Annotated in this window: 14 protein-coding genes; 7 read left to right on the forward strand and 7 right to left on the reverse strand. The window is 72.6% G+C overall.

What is annotated here, in order from left to right:
• The first annotated feature begins 19 nt into the window (after positions 1-19).
• Positions 20-1204 carry a D-alanyl-D-alanine carboxypeptidase family protein gene (locus ACIGYR_RS10990; protein ID WP_399595702.1) on the forward strand — a complete coding sequence of 395 codons (1185 nt, stop codon included), beginning with the start codon at positions 20-22 and terminating at the stop codon, positions 1202-1204.
• 582 nt (positions 1205-1786) lie between these two features.
• Here ACIGYR_RS10990 and ACIGYR_RS10995 read toward each other — a convergent pair.
• Together ACIGYR_RS10995 and ACIGYR_RS11000 are read right to left on the reverse strand one after the other, a co-directional pair.
• A complete protein-coding gene (locus ACIGYR_RS10995; RefSeq protein WP_399595701.1) occupies positions 1787-2545 on the reverse strand; it encodes an SDR family oxidoreductase in 759 nt (252 codons plus the stop codon).
• A 56-nt stretch (positions 2546-2601) separates the two neighbouring features.
• Positions 2602-3618, reverse strand: coding sequence for a Gfo/Idh/MocA family protein (locus ACIGYR_RS11000; protein ID WP_391839717.1), 1017 nt, complete (start codon positions 3616-3618; stop codon positions 2602-2604).
• An 87-nt stretch (positions 3619-3705) separates the two neighbouring features.
• On the opposite strand from ACIGYR_RS11000, the gene ACIGYR_RS11005 reads away from it, so the two are divergent.
• From ACIGYR_RS11005 to ACIGYR_RS11025, 5 genes are all read left to right on the forward strand, one after another.
• Entirely contained in the window at positions 3706-5007 is a 1302-nt protein-coding gene (locus tag ACIGYR_RS11005) for a multidrug effflux MFS transporter (RefSeq protein WP_391838816.1), read from the forward strand.
• Entirely contained in the window at positions 4947-6128 is a 1182-nt protein-coding gene (locus tag ACIGYR_RS11010; RefSeq protein ID WP_399595699.1) for a serine hydrolase domain-containing protein, read from the forward strand. Before ACIGYR_RS11005 ends, ACIGYR_RS11010 begins: the two co-directional genes overlap by 61 nt.
• 274 nt (positions 6129-6402) lie before the next feature.
• On the forward strand, positions 6403-7320 hold the full coding sequence (locus ACIGYR_RS11015) for a small ribosomal subunit Rsm22 family protein (protein WP_399596503.1): 918 nt from the start codon (positions 6403-6405) through the stop codon (positions 7318-7320).
• Between the two features lie 30 nt (positions 7321-7350).
• Positions 7351-7965, forward strand: a complete 615-nt coding sequence (locus tag ACIGYR_RS11020) for a TetR/AcrR family transcriptional regulator (RefSeq protein WP_391838820.1) — start codon at positions 7351-7353, stop codon at positions 7963-7965.
• A gap of 159 nt (positions 7966-8124) precedes the next feature.
• Entirely contained in the window at positions 8125-8862 is a 738-nt protein-coding gene (locus tag ACIGYR_RS11025) for a bifunctional DNA primase/polymerase (RefSeq protein ID WP_399595696.1), read from the forward strand.
• A 13-nt stretch (positions 8863-8875) separates the two neighbouring features.
• Here the strand turns inward: ACIGYR_RS11025 and ACIGYR_RS11030 are convergent, their stop codons facing one another.
• Genes ACIGYR_RS11030 through efeO form a run of 4 tightly spaced genes read right to left on the reverse strand, consistent with a single transcriptional unit; the run spans position 8876 to position 13119 of the window.
• A complete protein-coding gene (locus ACIGYR_RS11030) occupies positions 8876-9871 on the reverse strand; it encodes a hypothetical protein (RefSeq protein WP_399595695.1) in 996 nt (331 codons plus the stop codon).
• Complete coding sequence (gene efeU / locus ACIGYR_RS11035; RefSeq protein ID WP_399595693.1) at positions 9831-10703, reverse strand: iron uptake transporter permease EfeU; 873 nt, start codon at positions 10701-10703, stop codon at positions 9831-9833. The genes ACIGYR_RS11030 and efeU overlap by 41 nt, the downstream gene beginning before the upstream one ends.
• Positions 10704-10706: 3 nt before the next feature.
• A complete protein-coding gene (gene efeB, locus ACIGYR_RS11040; protein ID WP_391838826.1) occupies positions 10707-11966 on the reverse strand; it encodes an iron uptake transporter deferrochelatase/peroxidase subunit in 1260 nt (419 codons plus the stop codon).
• Between the two features lie 16 nt (positions 11967-11982).
• Positions 11983-13119, reverse strand: a complete 1137-nt coding sequence (gene efeO, locus ACIGYR_RS11045) for an iron uptake system protein EfeO (RefSeq protein WP_391838828.1) — start codon at positions 13117-13119, stop codon at positions 11983-11985.
• A gap of 294 nt (positions 13120-13413) precedes the next feature.
• Here efeO and ACIGYR_RS11050 point away from each other — a divergent pair, with 294 nt between their 5' ends.
• On the forward strand, positions 13414-14058 hold the full coding sequence (locus ACIGYR_RS11050; RefSeq protein WP_399595691.1) for a PhzF family phenazine biosynthesis protein: 645 nt from the start codon (positions 13414-13416) through the stop codon (positions 14056-14058).
• On the opposite strand, the gene ACIGYR_RS11055 is transcribed toward ACIGYR_RS11050, so the two are convergent.
• Positions 14055-14702 carry a heme oxygenase (biliverdin-producing) gene (locus tag ACIGYR_RS11055; protein ID WP_399595689.1) on the reverse strand — a complete coding sequence of 216 codons (648 nt, stop codon included), beginning with the start codon at positions 14700-14702 and terminating at the stop codon, positions 14055-14057. The genes ACIGYR_RS11050 and ACIGYR_RS11055 overlap by 4 nt on opposite strands.
• Positions 14703-14752 lie beyond the last annotated feature (50 nt).

A 14752-nucleotide genomic window follows, 5' to 3' on the forward strand; every position in this document is an offset into this window, starting at 1 on the left:
CGCGGTGTACGGTCCCCGGGTGCGTGAATGTTCCCGGCTCAGCCGGCGTGCCGCCCTCGGGCTGGCGGTCGCCGCGCTTCCCCTGTCCACGGCCACCGAGGCCGCCGCGACGACTGTCGTCGGCGGCGAGCGTCTGGCCCGCAGCGGTGTCCAGGTGCGTGGTGCCTCCGGACTGCCCCAGAAGCTGACGGCCCGCTCATGGCTGGTCGCCGACTGCGCGAGCGGGGAGGTACTCGCCTCCTTCGCTGCGCACCGGCGGCTCGCGCCCGCGTCCACGCTGAAGATGCTGTTCGCGGACACCGTCCTGAAGAAGTTCGGCCGGGCCGAGCGGTACCGGGTCACCGACGCGGACCTCGCCGACGTCCCGGCGGGCTCCAGCCTCGTCGGCATCAAGCCGGGTATCACCTACACGGTCGAGCAGTTGTGGCAGGGCGTGTTCCTGCGCTCCGGCAACGACGCTGTGCACGTGCTGTCCCACATGAACGGCGGCATCGCCAGGACGGTTGCCGAGATGCAGGCCAAGGCCGAGGACCTGCGGGCCCTCGACACCCATGTGGTCAGCCCCGACGGCTTCGACCACAAGGGGCAGCTCTCCTCGGCGTACGACCTCACGCTCTTCGCCCGACACGGCCTGAAGGACGCCGAGTTCCGCGGCTACTGCGGCATGCGGACCGCCGACTTCCCGGCGGGCGGCAGGAAGACCTTCCAGATCCAGAACACCGACCGGCTGCTGACCGGGGCGTGGGGCCTGAAGACGTACGACGGCCTGATCGGCGTGAAGAACGGCTACACCAGCCACGCCGGCAACACCTTCACCGGCGCGGCCACCCGGGGCGGGCGCACGCTCCTGGTCACCGTGATGCACCCCGACGCCGGCGGCAACACCGTCTACGAGCAGACCGCCGCGCTGCTCGACTGGGGCTTCACCCACGGGCGTTCGGCCCAGGCGGTGGGCACGCTGGTCGAACCGATCAGTGCGGGTGGGGCGCGCTCGGGCACGGCGGCCGCGCGGAAGGCCGCGCGCGCGTCGGCCGGCGCGCCCGGCTCCGCGGCCGGGGGCGGCTCGCCATGGCATCTGGCGGAGGGCGCGGCCGGGGCGGTCGCCCTGCTGGGTGCCGGGGTTTGGGCCCTGCGCCGGCGCACGGCACGGACGACGCCCGGCGGCGAGGGCGAGGGCGAGGACGGGACCGGCGACCGGAGCTGAGCGGACGGGCGCCGGGTACGGCGCTCGTGCGATCCGCCGCTTCGCGTTCGCGGTGGTGGCTGTGGGCGTCGGGTGCGGTGGTCGTTCCATGTACCGCTTCGCGTTCGCGGTGGTGGCTGCGGGTGTCGGGTGTGGCGGTCGTTCCATGTACCGCTTCGCGTTTGCGGTGGTGGCTGTGGGCGTCGGGTGTGGCGGTCGTTCCATGTACCGCTTCGCGTTTGCGGTGGTGGCTGCGGGCGTCGGGTGTGGCGGTCGTTCCATGTACCGCTTCGCCGCCCGCATTCGTGGCTGCCGGCGTCGGGTGCGGCGCCGTTCCATCCGCCGCTTCGCGCCCGCGGTCGTGGCCGTCGGTGATGTGTGCGGCGGCCGTTCCACCCACCGGCGTGCGGCTCGCGGTCGTCGCCGCGAGGCGCCCCCGACCCCGGTCCGGTGGAACGGCTGCCGCCTCCCCCCTCGGAGTGGCTGCGGAACTCCCGTGCTCCAACTGTGAAGCTCTCGTGGAGGAAAGTTGAGCATACGCCCGCGACCGGTCGCAATACCGCGGATGTCGGTATTCCGCTTGTGCGCGTGGAGGGGTGCGGCTCAACCTCGCCCGATGTAGGGCATCGTCGTCGCCAATACCGTCGCGAACTGCACGTTCGCCTCCAGCGGCAACTCGGCCATGTGCCGTACCGTGCGCGCCACATCGGCCACGTCCATCACCGGTTCCGGGGTTACCTCCCCGTTCGCCTGGAGCGCGCCGGTCTGCATCCGGGTCGTCATGTCGGTTGCCGCGTTGCCGATGTCGAGCTGGCCGACCGCGATGCGGTACGGCCGCCCGTCCAGGGACAGCGACTTGGTCAGACCGGTCAGCGCGTGCTTGGTCGCGGTGTAGGCGACCGAGTGCGGGCGGGGCGCGTGGGCCGAGATGGAACCGTTGTTGATGATCCGGCCGCCCTGCGGGTCCTGCTCCTTCATCCGCCGGTAGGCCGCCTGGGCACACAGGAACGCCCCGTTGAGGTTGGTGTCCACCACATGCCGCCAGGCGTCGTACGGCAGGTCCTCCACGGGCACCCCGCCCGGACCGAACGTGCCCGCGTTGTTGAACAGCAGGTCCACCCGGCCGAACCGTTCCACGGTCGCCGCGAACAGCGCCGCCACGTCCTCGGGCCGGGACACGTCGGTGCGCACGGCGAGCGAGGCGGCCTCCGGAACCAGGGCCGCCGTCTCCGCCAGCGTCTCGGTGCGCCGGCCCGCCAGCGCCACCGACCAGCCGTGGCGCAGCAGCTCCACGGCGACGGCCCGCCCGATGCCGGAGCCGGCGCCGGTGACCACCGCGATCTTCGATTGCCTGTCAGTCATGGTTCCGCAGCCTAGGCGCGCAGTCCGTCATGCGGAATCCGATGTCCGCCATACGGTTATCCGGTGACCGCGGTCGGCTCTTCCCCGGGATAGCGCACCCCGACCCGCTCCCGCACCGCGTCCAGCGTGCGCATCACCGCGAGCGTGCCCTCCAGCGGCACCAGCGGCGACTCCTTCTCACCCGCCCGCAGCGCCCGCATCACCTCCAGCGCCTCGTGCCGGAGGCTGGTCCGCGGCCCGTCGGCCGGGTCGGCGGCGAACTCCTCGGGCTCCCGGCCGTCCCGGTGCAGCACGAACCGGTCGGGGTGGAAGAAGCCCGCCGGGACGTCGATCCGGCCGCGCGAACCGGTGACCGAAGCGGTGACCGCCGTACCGCCGACGATCGAGCAGTGCACCGAGGCCAGCGCGCCGCTCTCCCAGGACAGCAGGGCACCGGTCTGGAGGTCGACGCCCTCCGGAGACAGCACCGCACTCGCGGCGACGGCGTCCGGCTCGCCCAGCAGCAGCTGCGCGAACGACACCGGATACACCCCCAGGTCCAGCAGCGCGCCGCCGCCCAGCGCCCGGTCCCGCAGCCGGTGCGCCGCCGGGAAGGGGCCGGCCAGCCCGAAGTCGGCGTGCACGGTCCGCACCTCGCCGATCGCCCCGTCCGCCACCAGCGCCTTCAGCCGCCGGACCAGCGGATTGCAGTACATCCACATCGCCTCCATCAGGAAGCGGCCGTTCTCCCGGGCCAGCGCGACGAGCTGCTCCGCCTCGCGCAGGTTCAGCGTGAACGGCTTCTCGCACAGCACGTTGCGCCCCGCCTCCAGACACAGCCCGGCCGCCGCCCGGTGCGCCACGTGCGGAGTGGCCACGTACACGACGTCGACGTCCTCGTCCGCCGCCAGCGACTCCCAGTCGCCGTACGCCCGCTCCGCCCCGAACCGGTCCGCGAACGCCTCCGCCGACTCCCGCCGCCGTGAGGCCACCGCCACGATCTCCGCGTCCGGCAGATCGACGAGGTCCGCGGCGAACGCCGCCGCGATCCCGCCGGTCGCCAGGATCCCCCACCGCACGTTCCGCTCCGCCATCGCCGCCCCGCCCTCGCTCATGTGTGCCTCGGCAGTGTGTACGAGCTGAGAGCATAGGTGCCTGTTCAGCACGAGAGGGAGGGACACATGCCCGAGCACGCGGCGGCACCGACACCGGAGACGGAACACCCGTCCACCGCCCGGCACCAGGCCGGCACCCGCCGTGCCGGCCTGCTCGTCACCCTCGTGCTCGGCGGCCTCACCGCCACGCCCCCTCTCGCCATGGACATGTACCTCCCGTCCCTGCCGGAGGTCACCCGCTCCCTGCACGCCCCCGCCGCCACCGTCCAGCTCACCCTCACCGCCTGCCTGGCCGGCATGGCGCTCGGGCAGCTGGTCGTGGGCCCCATGAGCGACCGCTGGGGCCGGCGCCGCCCGCTCCTGGCCGGCCTCGCCGTCTACATCCTCGCCACCGCCCTGTGCGCCGTCGCACCGAACGTCGAGACGCTGGTCGCCTTCCGGCTGGCCCAGGGCCTCGCCGGAGCGGCCGGCATCGTCATCGCCCGGGCCGTCGTACGCGACCTGTACGACGGCGTGGCCATGGCCCGCTTCTTCTCCACCCTCATGCTGATCTCCGGGGTCGCCCCGATCGTGGCCCCGCTGATCGGCGGACAGATCCTCCGGGTGACGGACTGGCGGGGCGTGTTCGTGGTCCTCACCGTCGTCGGAGCCCTGCTCGCCGCCGTCGTCTGGCGGCGACTGCCCGAGACGCTGCCGCCCGCCGACCGGCACGGCGGCGGAGTCGGCCAGGCCCTGCACGCGATGCGCGGCCTCCTCGCCGACCTGCCCTTCACCGGCTACACGCTGGCCGGCGGCTTCGCCTTCGCCGCGCTCTTCGCCTACATATCCGCCTCACCGTTCGTGATCCAGGAGATCTACGGCGCCTCCCCGCAGACCTTCAGCCTGCTGTTCGGCGTCAACTCCGTCGGCCTGATGATCGCGGGGCAGGTCAACGGCAAGGTGCTGGTGGGCCGGGTGAGCCTGGACAAGGTCCTCGCGGTCGGCCTTGCGGTGATCGTGCTCGCGGCGACCGCCCTGCTGCTGCTGTCCGCGGGCGCCTTCGGCGAGGTCGGCCTCCCCCCGGTCGCCGCCGCCCTGTTCGTGCTGATGTCCGCCATGGGCATCACGCTCCCCAACGCCCAGTCCCTCGCCCTGCTGCGCACCCGGCACGCCGCCGGCTCCGCCTCCGCGCTGCTCGGCACCACCTCCTTCCTCGTCGGCGCGGTCGCCTCCCCGCTCGTCGGTGTCGCCGGAGAGCACACCGCCGTCCCCATGGCCGTCGTCCAACTGGCCGGAGCACTGGTCGCGGCGGCGTGCTTCGTGGGACTGTGCCGTCCCTGGACGACACGGGGGACCACCCGTGCGGGCTCGGAGGGAGACGAGAGCTGAGCGCACCGAGACTGCGCGCCGGCACACCGGAACGGGCCGGGCTCGACCCCGTCGAGCTCGGACACCTGGTCGCCGAGGTGCACGCCCTCACCGCCGGTGACCGCCCCTGGGCGCCCGGCGCCGTCGTGCTGGCCGGCCGCGGACCCGTGATCGCCGTGGCCGAGGCCGCGGGCTGGGCGGTGCGCTACGCCTCCTACGACCCCGAGACCGGCACCGGCGTCGAACTGCCACCCGCCGCCCGGGTCCCGGCCACCGTCGGCACCCCCTTCGACCTGGCCTCGCTCACCAAGCTGTTCACGTCCGTCGCCGCCGTGCAGCAGATCGAGCGCGGCACCCTCGGCATGGACGCCCGCGTCGGCGACTACCTGCCCGATTTCTACGCCGCCGCCGCGCACCGCGTCACGGTACGGCAGCTGCTCACCCACACCTCCGGGCTGCGCCCCGAACTCCCGCTGTACGACTGCCCGGACGACGCCGCCCGGCTGAGACTGCTGCGCGCCGAGTCACCGGCCACCGAGCCGGGCCACCGCGTGTACTCGGACCTGAACCTGCTTCTGCTCCAGTTCGTGCTGGAGCGCAGCACCGGGCGCGCACTCGACGTGCTCGTCCAGGACGGCATCACCCGGCCGCTCGGCATGACCGACACCGCCTTCGGGCCCTGCCCCGGCGCCGCGGCCACCGAGGACCAGCGGCGGCCGTGGGCCAAGGCCGACCGGGGCATGCTGCGGGGCGTGGTCCACGACGAGAACGCCTGGGCGCTCGGCGGCGTCGCCGGCCACGCGGGTCTGTTCTCCACCGCGCCCGACCTCGCCGTGTTCTGCCGCGCCCTGCTCTGCGGCGGCTCCTACGGCCCCGCGCGCATCCTCGGCCCCGACTTCGTGGAACTGCTGTTCACCCCGCCCGGCCTGGGCTTCGCCCTGGACCAGCCGTGGTTCATGGGCGAGCTGGCGGGCCGCGGCGCGGCGGGCCACACCGGCTTCACCGGCACCTCCCTGGTGCTGGACCCGGCGACGGACACCTTCCTGATCCTGCTGGCCAACACCGTCCACCCGAGACGCCGGACGCCCGACAGCGGGCCGAGGGCGCGGCTGGCGACGAGGCTGGCACGGGCGGTGGTCTGAGACCCGCGTCAGCCGAAGGTGCGGTCGGCGGTGGGGGCGGTGATCGGGGGCCCGCGTCAGCCGGGGTGCGGTGGGCGGCGAGGGTGGTGCTTGGGCGGCGAGGGTGGTGCTCGGGGCCCGCGTCAGCCGAAGGCGCGGTCGGTGGTGAGGGTGGTGATCCGGGGACCGCGTCCGGGCGGGCCGGTACCGGCGCGCGGCGCCATAGAATCACCGGGTGAACGACCCCCTCCGCACCGCACTCGCCGAGCTGCTCGACGGTCTTCCCCCCAAGGAGATGACCGCCGCCGTGGACCGGCTCATCGCCAACTACCGCGGAGCCACCCCCACCCACGCGCCGATCCTCCGTGACCGCGCCGACGTCGCCGCGTACGCCGCCTACCGCATGCCCGCCACCTTCGAGGCGGTCCGCTCCGCGCTGGAGGCGTTCGCCGAGGCCGTCCCCGGCTGGACGCCCGGCAGCCACGTCGACGTCGGCGGCGGCACCGGCGCCGCCACCTGGGCCGTCACGGCCACCTGGCCCGGCGAGCGCGGCGTCACCGTGCTGGACTGGGCCGAACCCGCCCTCGCCCTCGGCCGGGAGATCGCCACCGCCAACCCGGACCTGCGGGACGCCCGCTGGCAGCGCGCCCGGATCGGCGCGGACCTCACCCTGGACGCCACCGACCTGGTCACGGTGTCGTACGTCCTCAACGAGCTCTCCCCGGCCGACCGGGCCGCCCTCGTCGACGCCGCCGCCGGCGCCGCGCAGGCCGTCGTCATCGTCGAGGCCGGCACCCCGGCCGGCTACGACCGCGTCATCGAGGCCCGCGACCGGCTGATCGGGGCCGGATTCCGGATCGCCGCTCCCTGCCCGCACAGCGCCGCCTGCCCCATCGTGCCCGGCACGGACTGGTGCCACTTCTCCGCCCGGGTCGGCCGCTCCTCCCTGCACCGCCAGGTCAAGGGCGGCTCGCTGGCGTACGAGGACGAGAAGTTCTCCTACGTCGCCGCCACCCGGCTGCCCGCCGAGCCGGCCCCCGCCCGGGTGGTCCGGCGCCCGCAGATCCGCAAGGGCCAGGTGCTGCTCGATCTGTGCGAGGCCGAGGAGCAGCTGCGCCGCACGACGGTGACCAAGCGCCACGGCGACCTGTACAAGGCCGCCCGGGACGCCGACTGGGGCGACGCCTGGCCGCCGCACGGCTCCGTGTCGTAGCCGCTGTCGCCGCTTGTTACTTTCGACCCCATGGTCGACAAGCCCGCCCCCGACGCCACCCGCCGCAGCGAGAAGTCCCGCCGGGCGATCTATGACGCAGCCCTCGCCCTGGTCGGCGAGGTCGGCTACCCCAAGACCACCGTCGAGGGCATCGCCGCCCGGGCCGGGGTCGGCAAACAGACCATCTACCGGTGGTGGTCGTCCAAGGCGGACGTGCTGCTGGAGGCGTTCCTGGACCGCGGGGAGCAGGTGGCCCGGTCGGCGGGGCAGGAGCCGTACGCCATCCCGGACAGCGGTGACCTGGCCGCCGACCTCAAGGCGGTCCTGCGGGCCACCGTGGACGAGCTGCTCGACCCGCGCTTCGAGGTGCCCTCGCGGGCACTGGCCGCGGAAGGGCTGGTCAACGAACAGCTCGGCCGCGAATTCGTGAGCAAGCTCCTCGAACCGCAGCTTCAGCTGTACGTCGAACGGTTGCGCTCCGCCCAGGGCGCCGGGGACGTACGCCCGGAGGTGGATCCCCGGATCGCGCTGGAGCTGTTCGTCTCGCCGCTCGCCCAGCGCTGGCTGCAACGCACCGGGCCGATCTCGTACGACTACACGGACACCTTGGTCGACTACGCCCTGCACGGACTCGCACCGCGCTGACGTCCCGCCCGGCCTCGGCCGGCCGCGCTCGGTGGCTGTGAGGATCGTCTCGTCCGGTTCCGCCTGAACCGTCCCGCGGCCCCCCGGAGCACGCGAAGATGGGACGATGAGGCATGCTGGCCGCACACCAGCGAGGCGACCACCAACCCGAGGGGATAGATGAGCGCGACGTTCGGGGGCCGGAGCGGCCGGCAGGGCAAACTCTCCCAATGGCTGCGCGGACGCCGGCCGAAGGAGACCGCCGCCGACGACGGCGGCCGTGAGGCCCTGCTGCTCGCCGCCGCCGACGCGGGCCTGCCGCTCGCCCCCGCCGCGCACCCCGCGCCGGGCTACCGCTGCTCCTGCGACCGCGTCGGCTGCCCCACCCCGGCCCGGCACCCGGTCTCGTTCGCCTGGCAGACGCAGTCGACCACCGACCACGCCCAGATCGAGCGCTGGGCCCGGCACCAGCCGGAGGCCAACTTCATCACCGCCACCGGGATGATGCACGACGTCCTCGACGTGCCCCTGAAGGCCGGCAGCGAGGCCCTGGACCGGCTGCTCGGCTCCGGTGTGGAGGTCGGGCCGGTCGCCGAGAGCGACGACGGCCGCATGCTGTTCTTCACCCTCACCCGGGGCACCCCCGAGGACGAGGACGAGTGGTGGCCCTGCGAACTGGACTGCCACCCCGAGACGATGGACGAGCATCCCGGCCTGCGCTGGCACTGCCGCGGGTCCTACGTCCTCGTACCGCCCGCCCGGCTCCCCGGCGACGACCAGCGGGTGCGCTGGGTGCGCGGCCCCGAGCATCCGCTGCCCGAACCGCTGACCCTGCTGGAGACGCTCACCGACGCCTGCGCCCGGTACGCCGGCGCGCAGGCCGACCAGCCCGGCGCGGCCTGGCCGCCGCGCCACTGAGGCCGGCCGGCGGTCACTCGCCCTGGGCGGCCGTGAGTCCCTGGACGCGCGCCAGCACCCGCACCGGACCGCTGCCCGGCGCCGGGTCCAGGGCCGCCTGGTTGGCGATCGACTCCAGTGTCAGGGACTGCTTCACCTCGCCCTTGGTCAGGGCCTGCACGTCCTTGTTCGGTGCCGGTACCGAGGTGCCCGTCGCGGCGGTCTGCTTCTCGTAGTGGTGCGTGGTGAAGAACACCAGCGCCCCGCCGTCCCTGGTGCGCAGCGCTAGCGGCGCGTAGTCGCCGTGGGTGAGCGGCGCGTCGATGAACTGCCGCACCAGACCGGGCCTTTTGGCCGCCTTGCTGCGATCCGCGCGCAGGCCGCTGGTGTTGCCGTTGTCCGCGAAGCCCTTGCCGCCGCTCTTCAGGTAGGCCGTGTACTGCCGGCTCAACTCCTCGGGCGGGACGGCCAGCTGTGCGGAATCGGCCGGTACGGCCTCGGCCCAGCCGTCCTTGTCCGTCGTGAACTCCGGTACCGCCCCCGGCGCCATGAGCGTCAGATACGCCACCTGCCACCGCTCGCCGAGGTCGCCCCGGGTGAACACCAGCACCCAGCGGAAGTCGCCGCCCTTGTTGCCCTTGGCGTCGGCGACGAACCAGCGGGGCCAGCCCGCCTTCTTGGGGATCGTGATGTGTACGTCCGTCAGCGTCAGCGGGGTGTGGTTCGCGTTCCCGGACGGGCTGTTGACGTGCCCGGCCCTGAGCCGGGCGGAGTCGATGTCGGCGAGGGCGCCGGTGACGTAGGGCGCGTCCACGGAGCTGTCGTAGGTCTTGTCGGCCTTGTTGTACGCGTCCGTGAACGCGGTGAGCGCCTTGACGGCCTCGGCCCGCGTGGCGGCGGGGAGCACCGCACGCTCTCCGTGCACCACCACGCATCCGCTCGCCGTCACCGACAAAGCGGTCAGCGAGGCAGCTATGAGGGCGTTTCGCTCACGCCTGCGAAGCCGTCGACGGCTGCGTTCCGTGGTCATCGGGCTCCTTCACCTTCCCCTTCCCGGAGGCGAACCCTACCGGGGAGAGGAACAGCGCGAGCACCGGGACCAGGTACAGCGCCCACACCGTGATCTGGATGACCGTCGGATCCGGCTGGAAGTTGAAGACGCCCTTCAGCAGGGTGCCGTACCAGCTGTCCGGCGGGATGACGCCGCTGATGTCGAAGGCGAGGTCGGTCAGGCCGGGAACCCAGTCGGCCTCCTGGAGGTCGTGGAAGCCGTACGCGAGCACGCCCGCCGCGACCACGACCAGCATGCCGCCGGTCCAGGTGAAGAACTTGGCGAGGTTGATCCGCAACGCGCCCCGGTAGAACAGCCAGCCGAGGAGAACGGCCGTGGCGAGGCCGAGGGCGACCCCGACCAGCGGGCGCGGGGTGCCGTCGGAGGCGGCGTGCACCGACGCCCACACGAACAGCGCGGTCTCCAGGCCCTCCCGGCCGACGGCGAGGAACGCGGTGGCGACCAGTGCGCCCGTGCCCAGCGCGAGGGCCGCGTCCAGCTTGCCGTGCAGCTCCGCCTTCAGGTGCCGGGCGGTGCGCCGCATCCAGAACACCATCCAGGTCACCAGGCCCACGGCGAGGATGGACAGGGAGCCGCCGAGCGCCTCCTGCGCCTGGAACGTCATCTCCTGGGAGCCGAACTCCAGGGCGCAGCCGAAGCCCATGGCGATGGCGATCGCGATACCGACGCCGGTCCAGATCGGCTTCAGGGCGTCCCTGCGGCCGGTCTTGACCAGGTAGGCGATCAGGATGCAGACGACGAGCGACGCCTCGAGCCCCTCGCGCAGGCCGATCAGGTAGTTGGAGAACACGGGCTACGCCTCCTTCGAGAACAGCGTGCGGCCCCACCAGTCGCCGGAGTCCCGGACGCCCGGGGGTACCGCGAAGACCGCCGAACCCACGTGCTGGATGTACTCGTTGAGCGCGTCCTGCGCCGACAGCTTGCGCTGCAACGGGATGAAGCCCTTGCGTACGTCCCGCTGGTAGGCGAGGAAGAACAGGCCCGCGTCGAGCCGGCCCAGGCCGTCGGTGCCGTCGGTGAAGGAGTAGCCCCGGCGCAGGATGGTGACCCCGCCGTTGGAGTCGGGGTGCGCCAGCCGCACGTGCGCGTCCGGCTTCATCGCCTTCAGGAACGGCTGGTCGTGCTCCTTGGCCTTGCCGACCGGGGCGCCCTCGCGCTTGTCCCGGCCGAACACGTCCTCCTGCTCCTGCAACGAGGTGCGGTCCCAGGTCTCGATGTTCATCCGGATGCGCCGGGCGACCAGGTACGACCCCCCGGTCATCCAGGCCGTCCCGGCGTCGCCGTCACCGTCGCCGACCCACACGAACTTGTTCAGCCGGTCGGTCTCGGTGCCCGCGATGTTGCGGGTGCCGTCCTTGAAGCCCATGAGGTTGCGCGGGGTCTGCGCGTCCGGGGTGGTCGAGGAGGTCTTGCCGAAGCCGAGCTGCGACCAGCGGATGGCGACCTTGCCGAAGCCGATCCGGGCCAGGTTGCGGATGGCGTGCACGGCGACCTGCGGGTCGTCGGCGCAAGCCTGGACGCACAGGTCGCCGCCGGTGCGGGACCTGTCCAGGTTGTCGCCGGGGAACTGCGGCAGGTCGGCGAGGGCCGCCGGCCGCCGGTCGCGCAGGCCGAACTTCTCGAAGAACGAGGGCCCGAACCCGATGGTGAGGGTCAGCCGCGAGGGCTTGAGGCCCAGCGCCTCACCGGTGTCGTCCGGTGGCGCCTCGGCGAGTCCGCCGTACGCGCCGTCACCGACCGCCTTCCCGGCGGTCATCCGCCGGGCCGCCGCCGTCCAGTCCTTCAGCAGCTGCACGAACTCGGCCCGGTCGTCGGTCTTGACGTCGAACGCCGCGAAGTGCAGCCGGTCCTGGACGGGCGTGGCGATGCCCGCCTGGTGGACGCCGTGGAACTCGACGGCGCCACCCGACTCGGCGGCGGCCGGGTCCATGTCGTCGCCCGTCCTGGTCATCGCCACCGCGCCACCGGCCGCGGCGGCACCGAGCGCGAGCCCGGCCCCGCCCCAGCCGATCAGCGCCCGGCGGGAGGGAGCGGTCCCCTGGTTCTCGGTCATCGTCCTGCCCTCCGCGTTACTTCGCGACCGTGGCGGCCAACTTGGACAGCGGCTCGGCGAGCGCGTTCACCGCGTCCGACAGTTCCTTGCGCTGTTCCTTGGTGACCTTGTCGTAGGAGACGAAGTCGTAGGACGTCGTGTCCGAGCGGTACTTGTCGAGCAGGGTGTTCACCGCCGTGAACTGCTTGTCCAGCTCCTTGGCCAGCGCCGGGTCGTTCTTCGCGGCGACCGGCTTCAGCAGCTCGTACGCCTTCTGCGCGCCCTCGACGTTGCCCTTGAAGTCGGCCAGGTCGGTGTGCGAGTAGCGGTCCTCCTCACCGGTGACCTTGCCGGTGGCGACCTCGTCGAGCAGTTCCTTGGCGCCGTTGGCCATGAAGGTCGGGGTGATCTCGGCCTTGCCGACCCGCTTCTGCCAGTCCTTCAGGTCGCTCACCAGCTGGTCGGCGAGGGCCTTCTCCTCGGCGCCGATCTTCTTGTCCTGCCAGAGGGCCTTCTCCAGCCGGTGCCAGCCGGTCCACTTCTGGCCCTTCTCCAGGCCGTCGGCGCGCAGGTCCGTCTTGGGGTCGATGTCGCCGAAGGACTCGGCGACCGGCTCGGTGCGCTCCCAGCCGAGGCGGGAGGGGGCGTACGCCTTCCTGGCGGCGTCGAGGTCGCCGGCCTTGATCGCCTTGGCGAACGTCTCGGTGAGCGGCACGGTGGCGTCGGCCTGGTCCTGGGCGTACTGACGGTAGTCCGCGACCGCCTGGTCCAGCTTCGGGTTCCGCTTGGCGGCCGTACCGGTGCCGCTCACGGTGAGCTTCTGCCGGACGCCGTGGCCCTTCATGCCGGGGCGGCAGGCGATCTCGTAGGAGCCGGCCTTCACCTCGGCGGTGAGCGTGTACTTGGTGCCCGGGCCGATGTTCTCCTTCTCGGAGACGATCCGGTCGTCCGGGAAGAGGATCTCGACCTCGGTGGCCTTCGAGCCCTTGTTCTCGATCTTCAGCGTGACCTGGCCGGCCGGCACGGACTTCGCGGAGGTCTCGCACGTGGAGTCGGCGGCCGTGACCTGGATGGCGTCGCCGTCCTTGGCGTCGCTCTTCGCGGTGCAGGCCGTCAGAGCGGTCAGGGCTGCCGTGGCGACGGCGGCGGTGACGGTGAGTCGGGCGGCTCGCATGCAGGCTCCAAGCGGATCTCATGAGGTAGTGAGGCTGCCCTAACTTACATGAGGCTTACCTCACCCGTACCCGCGGGGTTCGTGATTCAGCTCTCACGGAACGACCACAGGCACGGCTTGATCACGATGCCCACCAGCAGATGTCACGGGACGGCAAAGCAGGAGTCAAGGCCGTTCCATCCGCACCCCGGGCGCGCCCGTCCGGGCCTCCACCGGATGCTCGTGCACCTCCGCCCTCCGGGAGTGTCCGGCGGCGCTGCGGTCCGGCGCGGGCCGCGATGTTTCAATTCCCGGGTGACTGACTACGACGTACTGCGCGTCTTCTGCGGGCCGGACGGCGGCTACGGCAACGAACTGGGTGTCGTCCGGGACGGTTCGGTGCTGCCCGAGCGGAGCGACCGGCAGGCGCTCGCGGCAAAACTCGGCTTCAGCGAGACCGTGTTCGTGGACGACCCCGAGCGCGGCGTGATCGACATCTACACCCCCACCCTGCGCCTGCCCTTCGCCGGTCACCCCTGCGTCGGGACGGCATGGCTGCTCGACGTGCCCGAACTGGTCACGCCCGCCGGCGTCGTCGGGGCCCGGCTGGACGGCGAGTTCAGCTGGATCGAGGCCCGCGCGGAGTGGGTGCCGCCACGCACCCTGCGCCAGTACGCGAGCGCCGCCGAGGTGGACGCGCTGGCGGCGCCGCCGTCCGGAGACTGGATGTACGCCTGGGCCTGGGAGGACGAGGCGGCCGGACGCGTCCGCGCGCGTGCCTTCCCCGGCCGTGACGACGGCATCGACGAGGACGAGGCCACGGGCGCGGCGGCCCTGCTGCTCACCGACCGGCTGGGCCGGGCCCTCAACATCACCCAGGGCCGGGGCTCCCAGATCCTCACCGCGCCGCAGCCGCACGGCTGGGTGGAGGTCGGCGGCCGGGTGATCCTCGAACGCTAGGCGCTCAGCGGGAACTCCTCGCCCAGTGCGCGGAAGACGTCCGTGTTCAGGGCGAACGCGCGCTTGCACTCGCTGACGATCCGCTGCCGCTCCAGCTCGTCGGCGCCGATGCCGTCCAGCAGCTCCCGGTAATCCCGCTTGAACGCGGCCGGGTTGGTGATCCGCTCGAAGACGTAGAAGCGGACCCCGTCGCCCTTCCTCGCGAAGCCCCACGTCCTCTCCGCCGTGTCCCGGATGATCTGGCCGCCGGAGAGGTCGCCGAGGTAGCGGGTGTAGTGGTGGGCGACGTAACCGCCGGGCCAGCGCTCGGCGCACTCCCGCACCCGGTCCGCGTAGACCCGGGCCGCGGGCAGGGCGGTCAGCCCCGCCCGCCAGTCCGGTCCCCGCAGATGCGCCAGGTCCCGCTCCAGCGCGGCCAGCCGGAACAGCTCCGGCCGGATGAACGGCCCGGCCACCGGATCCTCCGCCAGTCGCCCGGCCGTGCTCTCGAGCGCGTCGTAGACGAACCACAGTTGTTCGGTGTAGCGCGCGTAGGCGTCCACGCCGAGCCGGCCGCCGAGCAGGTCGCTCATGAACGCCGACGTCTCCGCCTGTCTGTGCTGCTCGTGCGAAGCGGTCCGGATGAGGGACGAGAAGGAGTCCATGAGCCCGTCCTTTAAGGAAAGCGTCACCTGAGTCAACGCCCTTGCCGACC

Source organism: Streptomyces sp. NPDC053076, from assembly GCF_044546845.1.
Classification (GTDB): Bacteria; Actinomycetota; Actinomycetes; order Streptomycetales; family Streptomycetaceae; genus Streptomyces.